Raw genomic sequence first — 17,726 nt, forward strand, 5'->3', positions numbered from 1 at the left:
TCACTCAGTGCCCACGCCGATGCGGAAAAAATAACGCGGGAAACCGGTGACGGTCACGGTCAAGTTCATATCCGCCCCGGTGCCTTCCCTGGGGCCGGAAATGTCGATCCACGGGTCTTTGAGATCCGGAGAGGCGAGAAGCCGGTAGGTGCGGCCCGCGCGGGTGGGAAACGTCACTGAGAAGCTCGGGTCGCTGTGCGCACTTTGCTTGATGCGGAAGGCGCTCCCCGGGTCCATGACAAGGGTGCCGGCGATGAACTCATCTCCATTCGCCGCCCCGTCGCCATCGTAGTCGGCGGTGGCGGCGTGCTGGTCCGCAGTGGCGTTGGCGGGCAGGGTTTCCCAGATGTGGGCGTTGTAACCCGCGTGTGTGCCCGCCTCATAGGCGCCGATGTCCGGCAGGCCGACGACGGGAAAACCCCGCTGGTCGGTGGCGCGGACAGTGACGGTCCCGGCATTGAGCGCTGGACTGCCGGGGCGCAGGGCCATGGTCCGTGTGGGGCCGCCGTAGTCATCCAGCGGGGCCAGGAGAGGATCAGCGATGATGGGGGCCGGGCCTGTGGCGGAGAAGATAGTGGGTGCGGTTCCGAGCAGATTTGCCCCGATGTAAAGAAGAGGCTGGTTGGAATTGGAGGAGAGGTTGTCACCGCCGAGACCAGGACGGATGTTTCCGGCGATGACACAATTCCGCAGTGTGAGGGTGGCGCCAAAGATGCCGGCACCCTGGCCGGGATTGCCTCCGGTGCCTGACCGGTTGTCCGCGACGGTGCAGTTGGCGAGGTGGAATCTCATGGCATCCTGTTTGAAGATTCCGCCGCCACGTCCTCCCCCGTCAGCCGATGGATTCGCACCATCTCCGGCATTGTTTCCTGACAGGGTGCTATCCATGATGACCAAAGCTCCACTGCTGGAGATCGCTCCTCCATCGCCTCCCCTGCCGCCTCCGGCTCCGATCCGGGTTCCACCTTGTCCGCCCGTGTTGCCGGACAACGTGCAGGCGCTGAGGCGGGTGGGACCATCACAGAAAATGCCACCGCCTGAGCCACCTGAACTGGAGTTGAGCGTCCTGGAGTTGCCTCCCCGACCCGAGGTATTTCCGGAAACCGAGCAAACGGAGAGAACAAGCGGACCGGCGCTGGAAATGCCGCCCCCCTTGCCTCCATTCCCTCCATCCACATTGTTGTCCAGACCTTGGCCATTGAGTCCGTGCGAGCCACCGTTCCCCGCCCTGTTTCCAGACACATCGCAGGAGAATAGGCTCAGCGAACCGGCGCTGCGGATGCCGCCACCATCCGCACCGGGCTGGCCTGCCGTTGTTGGCGTCCCTGTCGCTCCGTCCGCCGCCTTTCCAGCCACGATGCGCAGCGAGTGCATGGCCACGGTGGCCATGGCGGGGATGTCGAACACACGGCTCCGGCTGTCGCCGGAGAGCGTGACGGGTCCGGAAAGGTTGGAGGCATCGATGAAAAGTCCCGGCGTGGCAGGGACGGCGAGTTCCGTGCCACCCAGGGTGATGACGGTTCCGCCGGGGAACGCGCCGGGCAGGAACCCGATGCGGGCGCCGGGAATACCGGCCGCAGCGGAAATCCTGCCGCGGAGGGAGGCTGCATCGCCGGAATCGATGGCGGAGGCCACCGTCACCAGCGGTCCGGCCTCCACCGCACCGATGTCGGCACGGGAAGATTCGTTGGCGTCACCGTCCACAAACCGCGGGAAGCCCCGGGCATCCGTGCCGCCGGGATCGGTGGCCTCCGCCGAATCGATGGCCGGGGAGCCGATGAGCGGGTGCATGGTCCGCACAGGACCGCCGAACCAGCCCGGTGGGCTGAGCCGGGGGTCCAGCGGAGCGGTGGCCGTCCCGACATGGTCGCCGTTGGCATTCGGGCTGCCGACGGGGAACTGCGCCTCCACTCCGGTAGGGTTGCCGATGAGGTTGAAACCGGAACGATTGAGGGTGCCTTCGTGTCTCCAGACATCGTGCCGGATTCCACCAGGATCGGAATTTCCGGCGATGATGGAGGAATGGACGTTCACCACCGTGGCGGGACCCACCATGTAGAGACCACCGCCACCACCGTTGCCGATGTTCCGCGCGATGGTGCAGCGTTCCAGGGCCAACGTTCCTTTCACAACCGAAATGCCGCCGGTTGATCCTGGTCCCGTGGAGCTGTTTCCCGTCACGGTGCAGTGGGACAGACTTCCGGGAAAATCGCTATCATACCAGATGGCGCTGTCGCGGGCCGTATTTTCCGCAAAGGTGCAGCCGGTGGCCGACAAGACTCCGGAAAAGAGATCAATCGCCCCACCCGCCATGGTGCTGGCATTTCCCGTGAAGGTACAGTGGTGGAGGCGGAGTGTGCCTTCAACGAAAATGGAGCCACCGTTGGCCCCATTGCCATTCCCTCCGGTGAGGGTGAGCCCCCCCAAGGTGAGGGAACCGCCCGTCCCCACATGGAAATGCCGCGAGGTGTTGTTGCCATCAACCGTCAGGCCACCGGGCAGGCTGCTGGCATCGACGGTGACGGCGGACTGGACGGCCATGTCGCCGCCGGGATGGGTGAGGGTGATGGTCTGCCCGGAGAGGCTGGGCGCGAAGACGACCAGGCTGTCTGCCGGGGAGTGCGCCACCGCCTCACGCAGCGACACGCCCGTTCCGCCGCCAGCCGCGGGAACCAGCGAGCCGTTGTCCTCGTCCGCCGCAGTGGTGACGACGGTTCTTCTGAGATTGTTCCAGGTGGTGGCGACGACCAGATCATCCCACAGGACGGGGGTTCCACCGCCACTGGAGAGACGCACGGCGGTGCTCCAGAAGCCCGCGTTGAAGGAACGGGTCGCCAGCGGCGCAGGCTCTGCGGCATTGATGTCAGGGTTGAGGAACAGACTGGCCGTGCCGGTGGTGCCGTTGCCGAAGTCGAGCTTCGCCACCAGGGTATAGGTGGTGTCCAGTTGGATGACCGTGGCGCCATTCGTGGTTCCCGTGCCCGGTTCCCCGATGCCGAAAGTCATGCTGTCCGGGAGCTTGCCGAAGATGACCCGTTCCGTTCCGAAGTCGAGGGAAGCAAGGCCGATGAACGACTCCTGCGGGATGCTGGGACCGGTGGTGAAGGTGACGCGGAAATAGACCGTATGCTGGCCGAAGGAAACCGTGCCATTGTCGAACGCGCTGATGGCGCCCAGCCCGTCAGCGCGGTCGATGTCCACCGTATTGCCCTCACCGGGACCGTTGTATTCGCGCTTCACGGCACTGTTCCGCGTGACGAGCCGCCCTCCGGCAACAGTGGGCGACGCCTCTGTGTTATCCCAGTCGGAGGTGCCCGCCGTGCGCACCGCCGGAGCGCGGTTCCGCCAGTTCCAGAATGTGCCTCCATCTTGCCCGGCGATGGTGCCGTCAGGGTAGTCGAACTGGTCCACACCGATGACGATGGCATGGCCCGGCCCTGCGGCGGTGAGGATCAATGCGATGGCCGGAGAAAGACATGGAAAGCGCATGGCGTGCCGGGGCGTGGGGGGCTGAAGGACACCGTCAACCTGTGTCCGTAGTGGACAAAATGGCAGTTCCATCCGCGTCCGGCGAGCGGATTCTGTTGCATGTCCGGGCCTCCGGCGGACGCCCCTCAGTATTTGGCGAGGCGGAAAAATTCGGGACCGGCGCCCGTTGTGCCGTGAATTTCCCAGAAGCCGCCATTTTCTCCGGCCGTCGCCGTATGGGACGTCCATGGCCCGCCCGGATTGTCGGCCCGCTCAAGGGTCCAGCCTTCGCTGCCGGCGACGGGCCATGTCAATGCCAATGCCCCTCCGTTGGTCCGGATCGACAACTGCGGATTGGCGGTCCGCCGGGTGATGACAAGCTGCGGTCGGTAACCTTCAACCCACATGGAGGCGAAGGTCACGTTCAGTGAGGGCGTCATCCGGTCCGTCAGCGGGGCGAGGAAAATGCCATGGTTCGGATAGCTGCCGGACGCCCATCCCACCGTGGTCGGGGTGATATCATATTGCATCCACTGGTTCGTGGAGGACTCCAGAACTGGAAAGCTGCCGAGGTGGTCGGCGGATTGGAACGTCGGCCACTTCGGGGTGGTGGCGGTGACGGCCCATGCGACCGCCTGCCGGTGCACATGCACATCCCCCGGGTAGAGCGATCCATATCTGGGGTCCGGGGGAAGGACAAATAAGCTCAATACGGCGGAACCGATCTCCGATGCAGGAAATGGCAGCGAGGAAAGGTCGAACTGAATGAGCGATTTCTGGGAATGCAGCGTCGAATGATGTGGCGGGGTCGAACTCACACCCAGCGAAAACGTGGTGCTGGTCGGGTTACCGTCCCCGGGGTATGAATAGACGTCCGAATCCTGGACGGGGGTGAGCGTAATGGTTTCGGCAATGGCGGTGGTGGCTGCGGCGAGAAGCAGGGCGATGATCCGTTTCATGGTCAGAAGGTCTTGGTTAGGGAGATGCTGAAGTTGCGCCCGGGTGCGGTGGACCGCTCGCTGACGGAGTTCCCGCCAAGGTGCCCGCCACCACGCCGCACAGAACCCCAGGACCAGTATTTCTCGTCGAAGATGTTGTTCAGCCCCGCATGGATGATGACGGTGTCCGCAGGTCGCCAGTAGGCGGAAAGATCCAGCGTGAACCAGGCTGGCGGACGATAAAAATCGCCCTGGTTCGTGTTGTCATCCACCCGTGTCACCTCGTCGGTGTAGACACCCGTGAGTCTCGCACCGAACCTCCCGGCCGGGTCGTCATAACCGATGGATGCCACGGATTTCCACGGTTCCACCGTATTGAGCCAGGTGCTGTCGGAGCGATTGATACCCACGCTCTTTCCCGTGCTCAGACCGACCTGCCAACCCTCCGCCTGGCTCCACCATTGGCCGAGGTTCCACAGCCCGCCCAGCTCGAAGCCATAGATATCCGCGCGCCCACGGTTCACGGTGGTGAGGATGTCGCGCCCGTCATCCGTCAGGTCCCCGGTACGGTGGCCGTTCTCGATGAAGTCATCGTAACGGGTGTGGAAGGCGGATGCCTGGAACCTCCCTACATCGCTGTCCGTCTTCACGCCGATCTCGAAGGCATCGCTCTTCTCCTCCTTCAACTTGGAATTCGGCAGAGTCATCGACCCCGCGGGATTGCTCCCGTCCGGCGGGTGGTCGAAGACCATCGAAAGCTCCTCCGCAGTGGGGTTTCTCACGCCGTGTGCATAGGTTGCATACCACTGGACCGTCTCGCGCGGTTTCCAGGAAACGGTCAGGCGTGGGGAGATGGCCAGGTTGTCATAGTCCTCCGGCGGCGCGTAGCCATAGTTGCCCAGGGAGTTCAGGCGGTCCAGATACCCTTGGCTCGGTCGTGGCTTGATGCTCTGCCAGTCGAACCGGACACCGGGCGTGAAGCTCCATTGGTCGCCGATGCGGAACTCATCCTGGACAAAAACGCCTGCCCGGAGCGTCTCCGTGGGGGAGAACGAAACGCGGTCCGATGGCAGATTGTTGTTGATGCGGAAAAAGCGGTTCTCGTTTTCCTCGAACGAGAGGTCGATGCCCATCAGGAGCTGCTGGACGACGCGGCCGCCCTGCCCAAGCTCCTTCATTGCGGTGGTGGTGAGACCCAGGACATCCGTGTCGAACTCGATGGACTGCTGGCGGGTGATGGATGTGCCCGGGATGGGCACGCCGCCGATGACGATGGGTTTCGAGGCCGACCTGCTGTCACTGGTGCTGGAGGACTGCTGCCAGTAGCCGTGAACCTTCACCTCGTCCAGCCACCGCCGCGGCTCGTAGTCCCACCACGCGCTCACGCGCTGGCGCTCCAGATACTGGTTGTTGTGGACGAAGTCGTTGAAGAGGACGAAGGACGACTCCGCCGCGCTGCGCGCGTCGATGAAGCTGTCCCGCTCGAACGTCTCCACTGCCAGGCGGAAAAGGTGGCGGTCCATGCGGTGCTCCGCCTTGAAGAGCAGGGAAAGGGAGTCGAAGTCCGCGGGGTTCGGCGCGATGTTGCCGTTGTTCCCATTCTCATGGCCCTCCCGCCACGAGCCCATCAGCATGAAAGCGGTGTCCCCCTTGCGGACAGCTCCTCCCGCCAGCAGGGAGTAGCTTTCATTCACGGAATAGTATTGCGACCGGAGCAGGGCGCCGTAGTCGCGTTCCTTCAGGAAATGCTCCGGATCCGGCGTGGTGAAGGAGACCACGCCCCCCAGCGCGTCACTGCCGTAGAGGGCACTGGCACCGCCTTTCAACACCTCCACCGCGTCGAACATGGCGGGGTCGAAGTAATCGCGGCCGACGCCGCCCGCACCATCATCACTCCCCATGTCAAAGGAGGTGGAGACATACTGAGGCGGCTGGCGCACGCCATCCAGCTCCATGGTGATGCGGTTGCCCTCCATCCCGCGGATGTTGATGGAGCCGTAGCCGCTCTGGCCATAGGCATACGCGCCATCCCCGCTGGCGAAGTCGAAAGGCAGGGAAACGGTGGGATCATACTTGGCGAACCCTGCCAGATCGTAGGTCCCCTCCTCCAGCATCTGGTTGTAGTCCCTCCGCAGGACAGTCCCTGCGGAGTCGATCCACGTCCTGCCGATGCGGTTGCCCACGACGATGATTTCCCCGAGCTCCTCCTCGCCACGCGAAAAGGTAGCCCCGAGAAGACCGGACGCGATGAACGCGCCTATCGTTTTTGCATTCATCACGTCCGGAACACGCTTTTGCAACCCAGGAAATTCAGCGGCGGCGGCGGATGAGGAGCGCCGCCATACCCAGACTCAGCAGGCCTGTGGATGGTTCCGGAACGACCTGCACGAAGCTCCCGCCGATGTCGATGCGTGCCTCCACCGTGGATGAGTGGACGATGATGGGAGCGTCGATGCGGACGGATTTCACATCCTCCGTGACCCCGGAAAGGTCCCATTGGTAGGTGAAGCTGTTGAGATCCCCGCTGAAACCTCCAACCGTGATGTCCGTGGCGGAAGCGAGGATACCCGTGTAGGTCGCCTGGATCTTGCCGAGCAAGTTGTCCGCCGCATCATAGTAGGACAACCAGGGGCCACCCAGGGTGATGGATGGTGCGGCTCCGAGCGAAGGATCATCCGGCGTCGCACCGACGATCGCGTTTCCATCCCAGTTCAGGTTCACGTCCATTGAGAAATCCGGGTTCGCCATGGACACCCGTTGGAACACGACGTTCTGGATGTCGCTCAGGGTCGTCGCCTGGGTGGTCGCCGTGAGGCCGAAGCTACCCATGAAGGAATAGTAGCCCGCACTGGCACGGTAGCCCGGCGAAACGGGGGCGATGGTTCCCACACCGGCCGCGGGGGTGCCCGCCGCATTGCCGCTGCTGAGGCCCCGGTTCGGTCCGGTGCCCTCGAAGTATTCCCAATAAACGCTTTCCTGGCCGCTTCCCAGGGACGGAGCCTGGATGAGCAGCGCTGCGTGGGCGGAGGATGCGGCGGCGATGGCGCCGATCACTGACAATCGTATGGAGGTCATGGTCATTTGCTTCACGGCCCGACTCTTCCCTTTCCCCGGCGTCTCCGCTCCCGCCGCGTTGTCAATTCATCGCGCCCGGGTGCACTGCGCGGATGTTAATGACAATTCATCGTCATCCTCTGACAACCCACCGCGAGCGCTTCCGGCATCCCCGCCTAGGTTGGTTGCCTGAAACCGCACTCCTTGATGAAGTTACCCGCCCATGCTCAGATCCTCCACGGCCTGCTGGCGCGTGATGGGGCGACGGTGATCGGCATCGACACCGACTCGGGCCAGCCTTTGGACTGGGGGGGCATGCTCCTGCCAGGCTACGCCCACCTCATCCTGAATCTGGATGGTTACGGCGTGGTCTTGGGTGACAATATCCGCCTCAGTATTTTTCCCGGCATGACAGCCATCTGCCGCATTCCGACTGCTGGCGGCATCTATGCCAGCCGCCTGCCGGGCAGCGGCCGCCATCGCTGCGTGGTGCTGACGGTTTCCGACCGCTGGCTGGCGGACAAGTTCGGCGGACTGCTGGCGTCCCTTCATCCCCTGTTCGGGGATGCGGATGCCGTTCCTGAGCAGATCGGCCTCACCCGCTCCATGTCCCTCGCTGAAAAGGATCTCTGTGAGGCGATGCTGGCTCCTCCCGTCACCCGTCCGCTGAGGCCGATGTGGTTCCGTGCGAAGCTTGTTGAATGCTTCAGCCTTTTCGGAGGGGTGGAACACCCTTCCACCACCAGAAAGCAGGACAGCATCAGCCTGCGCGTGGACAAGGCGGTGCTATGGCTGCGGGAACATTTCGATGAGGAACTGGATCTCAAGGAACTCTCCGTCCATGTGGGTTGCGCCCCCCACTATCTGAGCCGGCTTTTCAGGAGCCACACGGGAAAAACACTGACCCAAAAACTCCGTCAGATCCGTATCGACCACGCGGCGGACCTCCTCCAGAATGGCACCCACAACGTGACGGAAGCCGCGCTGGAAGTCGGCTACAGCAGCATCAGCCACTTCACCAAGGCCTTCCTCCTCGAAAAAGGCATCCTTCCCTCCCTCTACCGGCATAACTGATCCCATGACCAAATTCCGCCCGTGCATCGACCTTCACCATGGCCAAGTGAAACAAATCGTCGGAGGGACGTTGCGGGACGATGGTGAGGGGCCGAGCGAGAATTTCGTGTCGGAGAAGCCATCCGGCTGGTTCGCGGCCCGCTTCCGCGACGACGATCTGAAGGGCGGGCACGTGATCAAACTGGGACCGGGTAACGATGCCGCCGCCAGGGAGGCCTTGTCCGCGTGGCCGGGCGGCCTCCAGATCGGCGGTGGGATCACTCCCGGAAACGCCCGCGAGTGGCTGGAAGCGGGTGCCAGCCATGTGATCGTGACTTCGGCGTTGTTTGATGGGGCTGGGAAATTCCTCCCCGATGTCCTGGAAATGTTCGTGAAAGAGGTCGGCGAGGAGCGGTTGGTCATCGATCTATCCTGCCGGAGATCCGCCGATGGTTGGACAGTGGCGATGAACCGCTGGCAGACTCCCACCGAAATGGTGGTGGACCACGCCACTTTGGACCGTCTGGCTCCCCATTGCGCTGAATTTTTGATCCATGCGGCGGATGTCGAAGGGCTCTGCCGGGGCATCGACGTGGATCTGGTCTCCCTGTTGGGTGGCTGGGGGAAACTCCCGATGACCTATGCGGGCGGAGCCGCCTCCATGGCCGATGTGGAGCTGATGGAGTGGGCCGGCCAGGGCGTGGTTGACATCACGGTGGGCAGCGCGCTGGACATTTTCGGGGGGAGCGGCGTGACCTATGGGGAGCTTGTGGAATGGAACCGCCGGACCGCATGATGGGAAAGCGGTTGCAGGGTCCGCCCGGCTCGTCATACCCTTGGCCCGTGCCCGAATTGGAAATGAAGCCCTTTGACGACGGACCGATGATCGACCGTGACTTTCTGAGGTCCGTATTCCGTTCGATGCTCCGGGGAAGAATCCTCGAAAACAAGCTCTCCTCCCTCTACAAAGCGGGGAAAATCGTCGGTGGAGTCTACCTCGGCCGCGGCCAGGAAGCTGTGAGTGCCAGCCTCGGCACCGCCCTGATCCAGGGACGGGACGTTTTCGCACCGCTCATCCGGGACCAAGCGGGACGGACTGCCTTCGGCGAACCGCTGATCGACTGCACCCGCACCTACCTCGGCTCCGTCGAGGGTCCCATGCGCGGACGGGACGGCAACATCCACCGCGGACGGCCGGACAAGGGCATGCCGGCGATGATTTCACATCTGGGTGCCCAGGTCCCGCTGGTGGCGGGCATGCTTTTCGCCAAGCGGCTGAAAGGCCAGCTCAACGGCGTGGTCGGCGCGACCTGCATCGGCGACGGAGCGACCTCCACCGGTGCCTTCCACGAAGGGGTGAATCTCGCCGCCATCGAAGGACTGCCGATGGTGGTGGTGGTGGCCAACAACCAGTTCGCCTACTCCACCCCCAACACCCGCCAGTTCGCCTGCCGGGATCTGGTGGAACGCGCCCGCGGTTACGGCATCGGCGGTTATTCCGTCGATGGCACGGACCTCCTGGCCTGTGCCTCCGTGATTTCAGAAGCCGTTCGCAAGGCCCGCCAGGGGGGCGGCCCGCAGATGGTGGTCGCCCACCTGCTGCGCCTGTCCGGCCACGGTGAGCATGATGACGGTTCCTACGTCCCGTCCGACATCAAGGGCGGCCACTATGGCCGTGACTGCATCGAGGTGGCCATGCGCCAGCTCGTGGAGCACCAGTTCGCCACCGTGGATGAAATCCTCGCCTGGCAGGACGATGTGGCGGAAGAGGTGCAGCGCGCCGTCGCCCAGGCCCAGCAGGAAGACACCCCGGATCCCTACAAGGAGAACTGGACCGCCCTTTCCACCCGCTTTCCCCTTTCCGCCCAGTGAGTGTGACCTATATCGACGCCATCCGCGAAGCCCAGGAAAAGCTCCTGCGCGAAGATGACCGTGTTTTCCTCTACGGCCAGGACATCGCCACTTTCGGTGGAGCGTTCAAGGCGACCAAGGGACTCGCAGAAGCCTTTCCGAACCGGGTGTTCGACGCCCCTATCTCGGAAGACGCCATGATCGGCATGGCCGTGGGCGCCGCCATCGAAGGCATGCGCCCCATCGTGGAGATGCAGTTCGCGGATTTCTCCTCGATCGCGTTCAACCAGATCGTCAACCAGGCGGCCACCCATTTCTACCGGACCGGCATGCCCATCCCCCTCACGGTGCGGCTGCCCTCCGGCGGCACCCCCGGCTCTGGTCCTTTCCACAGCCAGAGCATGGAGGGCATCTATGCCCAGTATCCGGGTTTGGTGGTGCTGACCCCGGCGACCGTCTCCGACGCCTACCACATGCTGCTGGACGGCGTCGCACTGGATGATCCGGTCATCTATTGCGAGCACAAGTTCCTCTACCGCTGGCTGAAGGCGAAGTCCATCAACGGCGACCACCTGCCCATCGGCCAGGCCCGCATCACCCGTCCAGGCAAGCACGCGACGGTGGTTGCCTACAGCGCGATGGTCCACGAAGCGGTCCGCGCCGCCGACCGGCTGGCACAGGACGGCTGGGAGATCGAAGTGGTGGACCTCCGTTCGATCAAGCCGCTCGACATCGACACCGTCCTCGCCTCCGTCGCCCGCACAGGCCGTTTGTTGGCCGTCGGTGAGGCGTTCCCGTGGGGCGGTGTCACCGCGGAAGTGGTGTCCCGTGTCACCGAGGAGGGCTTCCACTTGCTGGACGCGCCGCCACAGCGGCTGAATGCCCGCGACACTCCGGTCCCCTACCATCCCAAGCTCTGGGCGGCCCACCGCCCCACCCCGGAGTCCATCTGCGATGCCCTGCGGAAGCTTCTCTCTTTCTAGTTCCAACTCTCCTGGACACTGAATTTCCGAAAAACCAGTCAACTTTCCTGACATGCCCACCGTTCCCATCCTCATGCCGCAGCTCGGCGAATCGATCGCCGAGGCGACCATCATTCGCCTCGGAGTCGCCGTCGGCGATGCCGTCCGGACCGACCAGGAGATCATCGAGGTGGAGACAAACAAGGCGGTCATGGGAGTCACCACCCTCTGCGACGGCATCGTATCCGAGATCCGCGCACTGGAAGGTGAATCCTATTCCGTCGGCACCGTACTGGGCCTGCTGGAAGTGACGGAGGAGGAAATCGCCCGCACCGGCGTGGATACACTGGAGTCCTTGGAATCGAAGCGGAACGTGAATGTCCCGACCCAGAAGGGCGAGGCTAACCTCCACTTCGCACTCGATGATGACGCCTATGAAGAGGCACCGCCCGTGGTTCCAAGTGTAAAGGGCCTGCCAGTCCCCACCGGCGTCATGGGAGCGCACTACATCTCTCCCCGCATGCGCGCCCGCATGGATGACATGGGCCTGCGTGAGGCGGACATCTCCGCCGTTGCCGGTACCGGAAATGGCGGCCGGGTGACCGTGGAGGACCTTGAGCGGTTCCTGGACTATCTGGAAGACTGGCCGAGCAGCACCGCCTCCCCCATGCGTCTTGCCGTGGCGGATGCCATGCGGCGTAGCTGGACCCGCCCTCTTGCCACGGTCGGCCTGCCCGTCCTGCTGGACCGCGTGCTGGACCACCGCCGGGCACAGAACCCGAAGCCCGGCCTCACCCTTTACCTCCTCCGTGCCTTTGCCCTCGCATTGACCGAGCAGCCGGCGACCGCAGGCTACCTGATCGGAGAAAAGATCGTTCATCCGCGTTCCTTCGACATCGGTGTGGCCGTCCAGGTTGATGACGGGGTGGTGGTTCCGACCGTCCGCAAAGTGGACCAACTCCGCCTATCCGACCTCATCGCCACCTATGATGATCTGGTGGACCGCGCCCGCCGCCGCCGTCTCACGGAGGCGGATACCCGTGGTGGCATCGCAACGGTGACGAATTTCGGCACCTTCGGCCTCACGTCCGGGACCCCCATTCCGCTGCCGAATGAAACGCTCATCCTCGGCATCGGTGCCGGGGTGAAGAAGCCCGTATGGAGCAACCAGGTGGAGGCATTCCTCCCGGCCACGCAGGCGGATCTTTTCCTGACCTTCGACCACCGGGTGGTCGACGGTGGGGGTGCGGGATTCCTGCTCAACCGCGTGGCGGAACTCCTCCAGCATCCGGAAGCCCTCTGACCCTCCAGAAGCCGTGGACCAGCCGGACAAAATCGGAAAGATCGACATCCCCAAAAAGGCCATCTACCGCCTTTCGATCTACAACCGTTGTCTCCAGAAGCTGCGGGCCAATGGTGTGGAAACGGTATCATCGACCACCCTTGCCCGTGCCGCCGGGGTCAAGCCCGCCCAGTTGAGGAAGGATCTGGCCTATTTCGGCCAGTTCGGCACCCGTGGACTGGGCTATCCGGTGGAGATCCTCTCCACCATCATCCGTGAAACCCTGGGCCGGGAGCATCTTCAGCCCGTGATCCTTGTCGGCGCGGGTAATCTGGGTTCCGCATTGCTGCGTTACCAAGGATTCGGAAGGGAAGGATTCGAAGTCATCGCCGCGTTCGACACCCACCCTGACAGTGCCGTGGCCCGTGGCGTCGGAATTCCGGTGCATCCTCCCACGGAGCTGGAGGATTTCATCCAGAAGCACGGTGTGAAGCTCTCCATCCTCTGCGTTCCCGTGGAGTCCGCCCAATCCGTGGCCAACCGTCTGGTGGCCGCCGGAATCCAGGGAATCCTCAATTTCTCGCCCATCGTCCTTGAAGTGGCACCGGATGTGACCGTCAATAACGTCGATCTGGCCTTGGAACTGGAGCACCTCGGCTACTTCATCCGGTAAAATGAGCGGTTTTTCTGAAAATGCCCCTAAACTTTCCGCCCTCCCGGACGTTGATCCAGTAGACGGGGCGCAAACCGCCGCTCCGGATCCACCGATGACCGAAACGCGGGAACAGTTTGTCGAGAAGGCACTCGCCGAATTCGAATCCCCGTTGATCGGCTATGCGGTGACCATCCTGCACGACCTCGACCGGGCCCGGGACGTGGTCCAGGACACCTTCATCCGCCTGTGCCAGCAAGAACCCAACAAGATCCGTGAAAGCCTCAAGACCTGGCTGTTCACCGTATGCCGCAACCGTGCCTTCGACATCCTCCGGAAAGAAAAGCGGGTCCAGCCGCTTGACGAAGTCCAGTGGAAGCGTGTCGCGGGCCCCGAACTCGCGCCCGATGAACAGGCTGCCCACGACGAGCGCATCTCCCAGGTCATGAAATCCCTCGACCGGCTTTCCGCCAACCAACGCGAAGTCATCCTCCTCAAGTTCCAACAAGGTCTCAGCTATCAGGAGATCGTCGAAGTCACCGGCCTCACTTCCGGCAACATCGGCTTTCTCATCCATACCGGCCTGAAACGCCTCCGTGAATCCCTCCCCGCGGACTTCCGCGGCTAACGCCACGTCCTCCCATGAAACTCCACCCTGACGATCCCCGCATCACCGCCTATGTTCTGGGCGAGCTGACGCCGGAAGATGCTGCGGCCGTGGAAGCCGCCGCGGAGAATGATCCGGCGGTGAAAGCCGCCATCGAAGAAGCCGGCTCATTTGGCGGGATTCTTTCGGATGCCCTTGTCTCCGAAAAGCCGAAGCTGCGCCCCGCACAGCGGCAGGCCATCCTGCTCGCCGCCCGGGAACCGGAGAAAATCACCAATTTGGTGAAGATTCCGGACGCCCGCCCCAACCGCAGGTCATGGATTGTGAGCCTCGCCGCAGCGGCCTTGCTGTTGTTCGCGTTCGTCCTTTTCTCACGGGCACCGGTGTTTTCGCCGAAACTGGCGGATCGAGATGTGACCCGTCCGCCGCGCCCGACGACCGTTCCTTCACCGACCGCCGCCGAAGGGGAGGAGGAATGGAGAACCATCCCGATCAACATCGCGATGCTGCCGGCTCCCGGACCAGTGGATGCCAGCCAGGTCGGGCGTACCTTTGCTGGTGCCGCCGCGCCAGCCTCCACCATTTCCAGGCTGGCCGCCGCACGCGATGAAGCCATCGCCCGGGCCGGTTCGAAGTTCTACGATGAGGCGGCTGACAGCCTGAAGGACAAGCCCGTGCCGGCCGATGATGAACTGCCCCCGCTTTCCCGCCGGGGATCCGTCGCGGCGGCCGCCAGTCCGCAGATGCGACTGCCAATCCGGGCGGGCAGCGCGAGCATGATCTGGGTCACGGAATCGATCCGCAAGGAACACAAGAAGCCACCGGTGAATGCAATCCGGGTTGAGGAAATCCTCAATCACTACCCACTCCGTCCGGCGGGTGCCGCTTCTGTCGCCCAAGGGGTCACGCTTTCCACCGAAGCCCTGCCCTGCCCATGGAAACCTTCGGCCAGCCTTCTTATCATCGCTTTCCGGGGTGCCAATGACGGTGACCGCCAGATCCAGGCGAACTTCAAGGCGGATCCGTCCACGGTCGCACGCTACAGGCTGCTGGGCTATTCGCCCGTGGCCGGCATCCCGGACGGCTCCCTGCCGACCCTGCTTCCCGCGAAGGCCCTCACCTTGGTCGCCATCGAAATCGAGCCCACAGGTTCGTCAACGGACTTCGGGACGGTGGAATGGAGCGTGAACGAGAAACCGGCCCCGCCCATCGCCCTTTCCCGGAAGCCGGATGCGGAGCCGTCCGACGACGCCCGCTTCGCTTCCCTGCTGTGCACCTACGCGCAGTGGCTGGCGGGTGACGACCAGGCGGGGATGATTGACAGCGAGGTCGTCGCCGCGCTGGCCCGTGAAATGGCTTCGGACAATCTACCTCCGGATCGCTATGATCTGCTGAATCTCATCGACCAGACGCTGAATCTCTGAGAGACCCGTCTCCACCGGTGGTAGTCCGCCTGCTTGTGGGTATGTCACGATTCTTCATCATCCTTTCCGCGTTGCTGCTGCCCCTGGCGGGTTGCAAGGAAGCAGCCCCCAAACCCCAGGCGACCGTCGCGTATGATGAACGCGAGGGAAGGAATCTGGAGATGGATGTGTATCTGCCATCCGCTCCCGCCGCCGGACTCCGGCCCGCCGTGCTGCTCGTCCATGGCGGGGGCTGGTCGGCCGGTCATCGCCGGGATTTCTCATGGATCGGCCAATGGCTGGCCACCCGGGGATACGTCGCCTTTTCAACCAGCTACCGGCTCGTGACGAAGGACGGGAACCACTGGCCGGCGCAGTTGGATGACGTGCAGCGGTCGGTCCGTTGGATCCGCGCCCATGCAGCGGACTACCAGATCGACCCCGCCAGGATCGGCGCGCTGGGCGCCTCCGCCGGCGGGCATCTGGTGGCATGCCTCGGAATGCTCGATACACGGGACAACTCGGAGGCCGCACTGGCGGCCCACTCCAGCCGCGTGGCATGTGTGGTGGACCTCTGCGGTCCGACGGATCTCACCGAGGACATGCGGAAGAAGGTTCCCAAGGGCGAGTGGTGCAACGGGATCATTGACGCCCTGTTGGGAAACACGCAGCGTGAAGGTGCCCGCGAAGCCTCGCCCTTATACCTCGTGGACGGAAAATCCGCACCTTTTCTCATTTTCCATGGTTCAAAGGATGACATCGTGCCGATCGATCAATCCGAACGTCTCGAAACAGCGCTCAAAGCCGCCGGAGTGGAGGTCGAACTCGTCACGATGGACAGCGGTCACAACTTTGCCAATGCCACCCAGATCCAGGAATTCATGAAGCGCACCGAAAAGTTCCTGCAAACCCATCTCAAACCCATCTCTCCGTCACCATGAGAGCCCTGCTTTCGTTTCTGCTGCTTTCGCTCCTTCCTGCCGCCGCCGCTCCGCGCAACATCGTACTCATCGTCACCGACGACCAGAGTCCGGACCTCGGCTGTTATGCGAATCCCGTGCTGAAAACACCGGCGCTCGATGCGCTGGCGGTGGATTCCACCCGGTTCACCAATGCCTTCGCCACCACGGCCAGTTGCTCCGCCAGCCGGTCCGTCATCCTTTCCGGCCTGCACAACCATGCCAACGGCCAATACGGATTGGCGCACGGCCCGCACAAGGCGGAGTCGCACCCCAGCGTCGGCGCGGTGTCATTGCCGAACCAGCTCAACCAACTGGGCTACCGCACGGCCGTCGCCGGGAAATACCATGTCGCCCCGCGTTCGGCGTTCGATTTCCAGGAATTCATCCCCGGCGGACGCAACACGGTGAAGATGGCGGAAGACTCCGCCGCGTTCATCACGAAGGACGAGGCGCAGCCCTTCTTCCTCTACTTCTGCCCGGTGGATCCCCACCGCAGCGGAGACTTCGATGAAGCATCCGAGTGGCGGCCGAATCTGTTCGGGAACAAGAAGAACCGTGGCGGATATCCGGGCGTCAACGAGGTGTTCTATGATCCGGCGGAAGTCATCGTCCCTCCCTTCCTGCCTGATGTGCCCTCCGCGCGCGCGGAAATCGCCCAGTATTACCAGTCCATCTCACGCATCGACCAAGGAGTGGCGCGCCTGATCGCCATTCTCAAGGAAGCCGGTCGATGGGAGGACACCCTGATTGTCTACACTTCGGACCACGGGATGCCCTTCCCCGGTGCGAAGACCACCGTCTATGATGCGGGCCTGCGGGTCCCCTTCATCGTGAGAAATCCCTATCAGGAGAAGCGGGGCTCCGTCAGCAAGGCGATGATCACCCACGCGGACATCACTCCTTCGCTGCTGGATTTCGCAGGTGGGTATGACACGGCGTCCCATGGTCCCAGGAAGGCGTCAGCGGTGGCGCAAACGCCGAAGCATGAAAATGCGGGACCTGCCTTCAAGAACTACCATGGCCGTTCCTGGCTGCCGGTGCTGGCGGAGGAAAATCCCGCCGGATGGAATCACAGCGCGGCCTCCCATTCCTGGCATGAAGTGACGATGTACTACCCCATGCGTTCGTGGCGGGAGGGCCGCTACAAACTGATCTTCAACCTCGCCCACGGATCACCCTTTCCCTTCGCCTCGGATCTCTGGACGACTCCGTGCTGGCAGGAAGCGATGAAGAAAGGGCTGGATGCATCCTATGGCGGACGCACCGTGGCCTCCTACCTGAATCGGCCGCGGTTCGAATTGTACGACATCGAAAACGATCCATGGGAATTCAAGAATCTCGCCGGACTTGCGGAACACGCGGAGCAACTCGAATCCCTGAAGGCGAAGATCAAGGACTTCCAGAAGTCCACCGATGATCCATGGTTGTTGAAGTGGGACCGCGAGTGATGATACACCCGCTCCGCCGTCATGGAGTGGAATGGAGAGAGTTTCA

At 63.2% G+C, this 17,726-nt stretch carries 14 protein-coding genes; 10 read left to right on the forward strand and 4 right to left on the reverse strand.

Features of this window, described 5'->3' with window-relative positions:
• The 4 genes from OVA24_RS12915 to OVA24_RS12930 form a co-directional block, all read right to left on the reverse strand.
• Complete coding sequence (locus OVA24_RS12915) at positions 1–3,489, reverse strand: choice-of-anchor Q domain-containing protein (protein WP_267670243.1); 3,489 nt, start codon at positions 3,487–3,489, stop codon at positions 1–3.
• Between the two features lie 125 nt (positions 3,490–3,614).
• A complete protein-coding gene (locus OVA24_RS12920) occupies positions 3,615–4,427 on the reverse strand; it encodes a DNRLRE domain-containing protein (RefSeq protein WP_267670244.1) in 813 nt (270 codons plus the stop codon).
• A gap of 2 nt (positions 4,428–4,429) precedes the next feature.
• Positions 4,430–6,682, reverse strand: coding sequence for a TonB-dependent hemoglobin/transferrin/lactoferrin family receptor (locus OVA24_RS12925; RefSeq protein ID WP_267670245.1), 2,253 nt, complete (start codon positions 6,680–6,682; stop codon positions 4,430–4,432).
• 34 nt (positions 6,683–6,716) lie between these two features.
• Positions 6,717–7,481 carry a PEP-CTERM sorting domain-containing protein gene (locus tag OVA24_RS12930; RefSeq protein ID WP_267670246.1) on the reverse strand — a complete coding sequence of 255 codons (765 nt, stop codon included), beginning with the start codon at positions 7,479–7,481 and terminating at the stop codon, positions 6,717–6,719.
• A 186-nt stretch (positions 7,482–7,667) separates the two neighbouring features.
• Between OVA24_RS12930 and OVA24_RS12935 the strand changes: the two genes are divergently transcribed.
• The 10 genes from OVA24_RS12935 to OVA24_RS12980 all read left to right on the forward strand — a co-directional run bounded on the left by OVA24_RS12935 (position 7,668) and on the right by OVA24_RS12980 (position 17,680).
• Positions 7,668–8,534, forward strand: coding sequence for a helix-turn-helix transcriptional regulator (locus OVA24_RS12935; protein ID WP_267670247.1), 867 nt, complete (start codon positions 7,668–7,670; stop codon positions 8,532–8,534).
• Positions 8,535–8,538: 4 nt separating this feature from the next.
• Positions 8,539–9,309 (forward strand): phosphoribosylformimino-5-aminoimidazole carboxamide ribotide isomerase, encoded by a 771-nt coding sequence (gene hisA / locus OVA24_RS12940; RefSeq protein WP_267670249.1) that lies wholly within the window; start codon positions 8,539–8,541, stop codon positions 9,307–9,309.
• Positions 9,310–9,356: 47 nt separating this feature from the next.
• Positions 9,357–10,385, forward strand: coding sequence for a thiamine pyrophosphate-dependent dehydrogenase E1 component subunit alpha (locus tag OVA24_RS12945; RefSeq protein WP_267670250.1), 1,029 nt, complete (start codon positions 9,357–9,359; stop codon positions 10,383–10,385).
• Positions 10,382–11,347: an alpha-ketoacid dehydrogenase subunit beta gene (locus OVA24_RS12950; RefSeq protein WP_267670251.1), complete on the forward strand. Its 966-nt coding sequence runs from the start codon at positions 10,382–10,384 to the stop codon at positions 11,345–11,347. The genes OVA24_RS12945 and OVA24_RS12950 overlap by 4 nt, the downstream gene beginning before the upstream one ends.
• A 52-nt stretch (positions 11,348–11,399) precedes the next feature.
• Positions 11,400–12,629: a dihydrolipoamide acetyltransferase family protein gene (locus tag OVA24_RS12955; protein ID WP_267670252.1), complete on the forward strand. Its 1,230-nt coding sequence runs from the start codon at positions 11,400–11,402 to the stop codon at positions 12,627–12,629.
• Positions 12,630–12,642: 13 nt separating this feature from the next.
• Positions 12,643–13,281, forward strand: coding sequence for a redox-sensing transcriptional repressor Rex (locus OVA24_RS12960; protein ID WP_267670253.1), 639 nt, complete (start codon positions 12,643–12,645; stop codon positions 13,279–13,281).
• 94 nt (positions 13,282–13,375) lie between these two features.
• Positions 13,376–13,888, forward strand: coding sequence for an RNA polymerase sigma factor (locus OVA24_RS12965; RefSeq protein ID WP_267670254.1), 513 nt, complete (start codon positions 13,376–13,378; stop codon positions 13,886–13,888).
• Between the two features lie 14 nt (positions 13,889–13,902).
• Positions 13,903–15,291 carry a VWA domain-containing protein gene (locus tag OVA24_RS12970; protein ID WP_267670255.1) on the forward strand — a complete coding sequence of 463 codons (1,389 nt, stop codon included), beginning with the start codon at positions 13,903–13,905 and terminating at the stop codon, positions 15,289–15,291.
• A gap of 41 nt (positions 15,292–15,332) precedes the next feature.
• On the forward strand, positions 15,333–16,211 hold the full coding sequence (locus tag OVA24_RS12975; protein WP_267670256.1) for an alpha/beta hydrolase: 879 nt from the start codon (positions 15,333–15,335) through the stop codon (positions 16,209–16,211).
• Entirely contained in the window at positions 16,208–17,680 is a 1,473-nt protein-coding gene (locus OVA24_RS12980) for a sulfatase family protein (RefSeq protein WP_267670257.1), read from the forward strand. Before OVA24_RS12975 ends, OVA24_RS12980 begins: the two co-directional genes overlap by 4 nt.
• Positions 17,681–17,726: the final 46 nt, after the last annotated feature.

Source organism: Luteolibacter sp. SL250 (assembly GCF_026625605.1).
Classification (GTDB): Bacteria; Verrucomicrobiota; Verrucomicrobiia; order Verrucomicrobiales; family Akkermansiaceae; genus Luteolibacter.

Coding starts and splice junctions, on each gene's coding strand:
- OVA24_RS12915 (WP_267670243.1), bottom strand. CDS start 3,489: ATGCGCTTTCCATGTCTTTCTCCGGCCATCGCATTGATCCTCACCGCC.
- OVA24_RS12920 (WP_267670244.1), bottom strand. CDS start 4,427: ATGAAACGGATCATCGCCCTGCTTCTCGCCGCAGCCACCACCGCCATT.
- OVA24_RS12925 (WP_267670245.1), bottom strand. CDS start 6,682: ATGAATGCAAAAACGATAGGCGCGTTCATCGCGTCCGGTCTTCTCGGG.
- OVA24_RS12930 (WP_267670246.1), bottom strand. CDS start 7,481: ATGACCTCCATACGATTGTCAGTGATCGGCGCCATCGCCGCCGCATCC.
- OVA24_RS12935 (WP_267670247.1), top strand. CDS start 7,668: ATGAAGTTACCCGCCCATGCTCAGATCCTCCACGGCCTGCTGGCGCGT.
- hisA (WP_267670249.1), top strand. CDS start 8,539: ATGACCAAATTCCGCCCGTGCATCGACCTTCACCATGGCCAAGTGAAA.
- OVA24_RS12955 (WP_267670252.1), top strand. CDS start 11,400: ATGCCCACCGTTCCCATCCTCATGCCGCAGCTCGGCGAATCGATCGCC.
- OVA24_RS12965 (WP_267670254.1), top strand. CDS start 13,376: ATGACCGAAACGCGGGAACAGTTTGTCGAGAAGGCACTCGCCGAATTC.
- OVA24_RS12970 (WP_267670255.1), top strand. CDS start 13,903: ATGAAACTCCACCCTGACGATCCCCGCATCACCGCCTATGTTCTGGGC.
- OVA24_RS12975 (WP_267670256.1), top strand. CDS start 15,333: ATGTCACGATTCTTCATCATCCTTTCCGCGTTGCTGCTGCCCCTGGCG.
- OVA24_RS12980 (WP_267670257.1), top strand. CDS start 16,208: ATGAGAGCCCTGCTTTCGTTTCTGCTGCTTTCGCTCCTTCCTGCCGCC.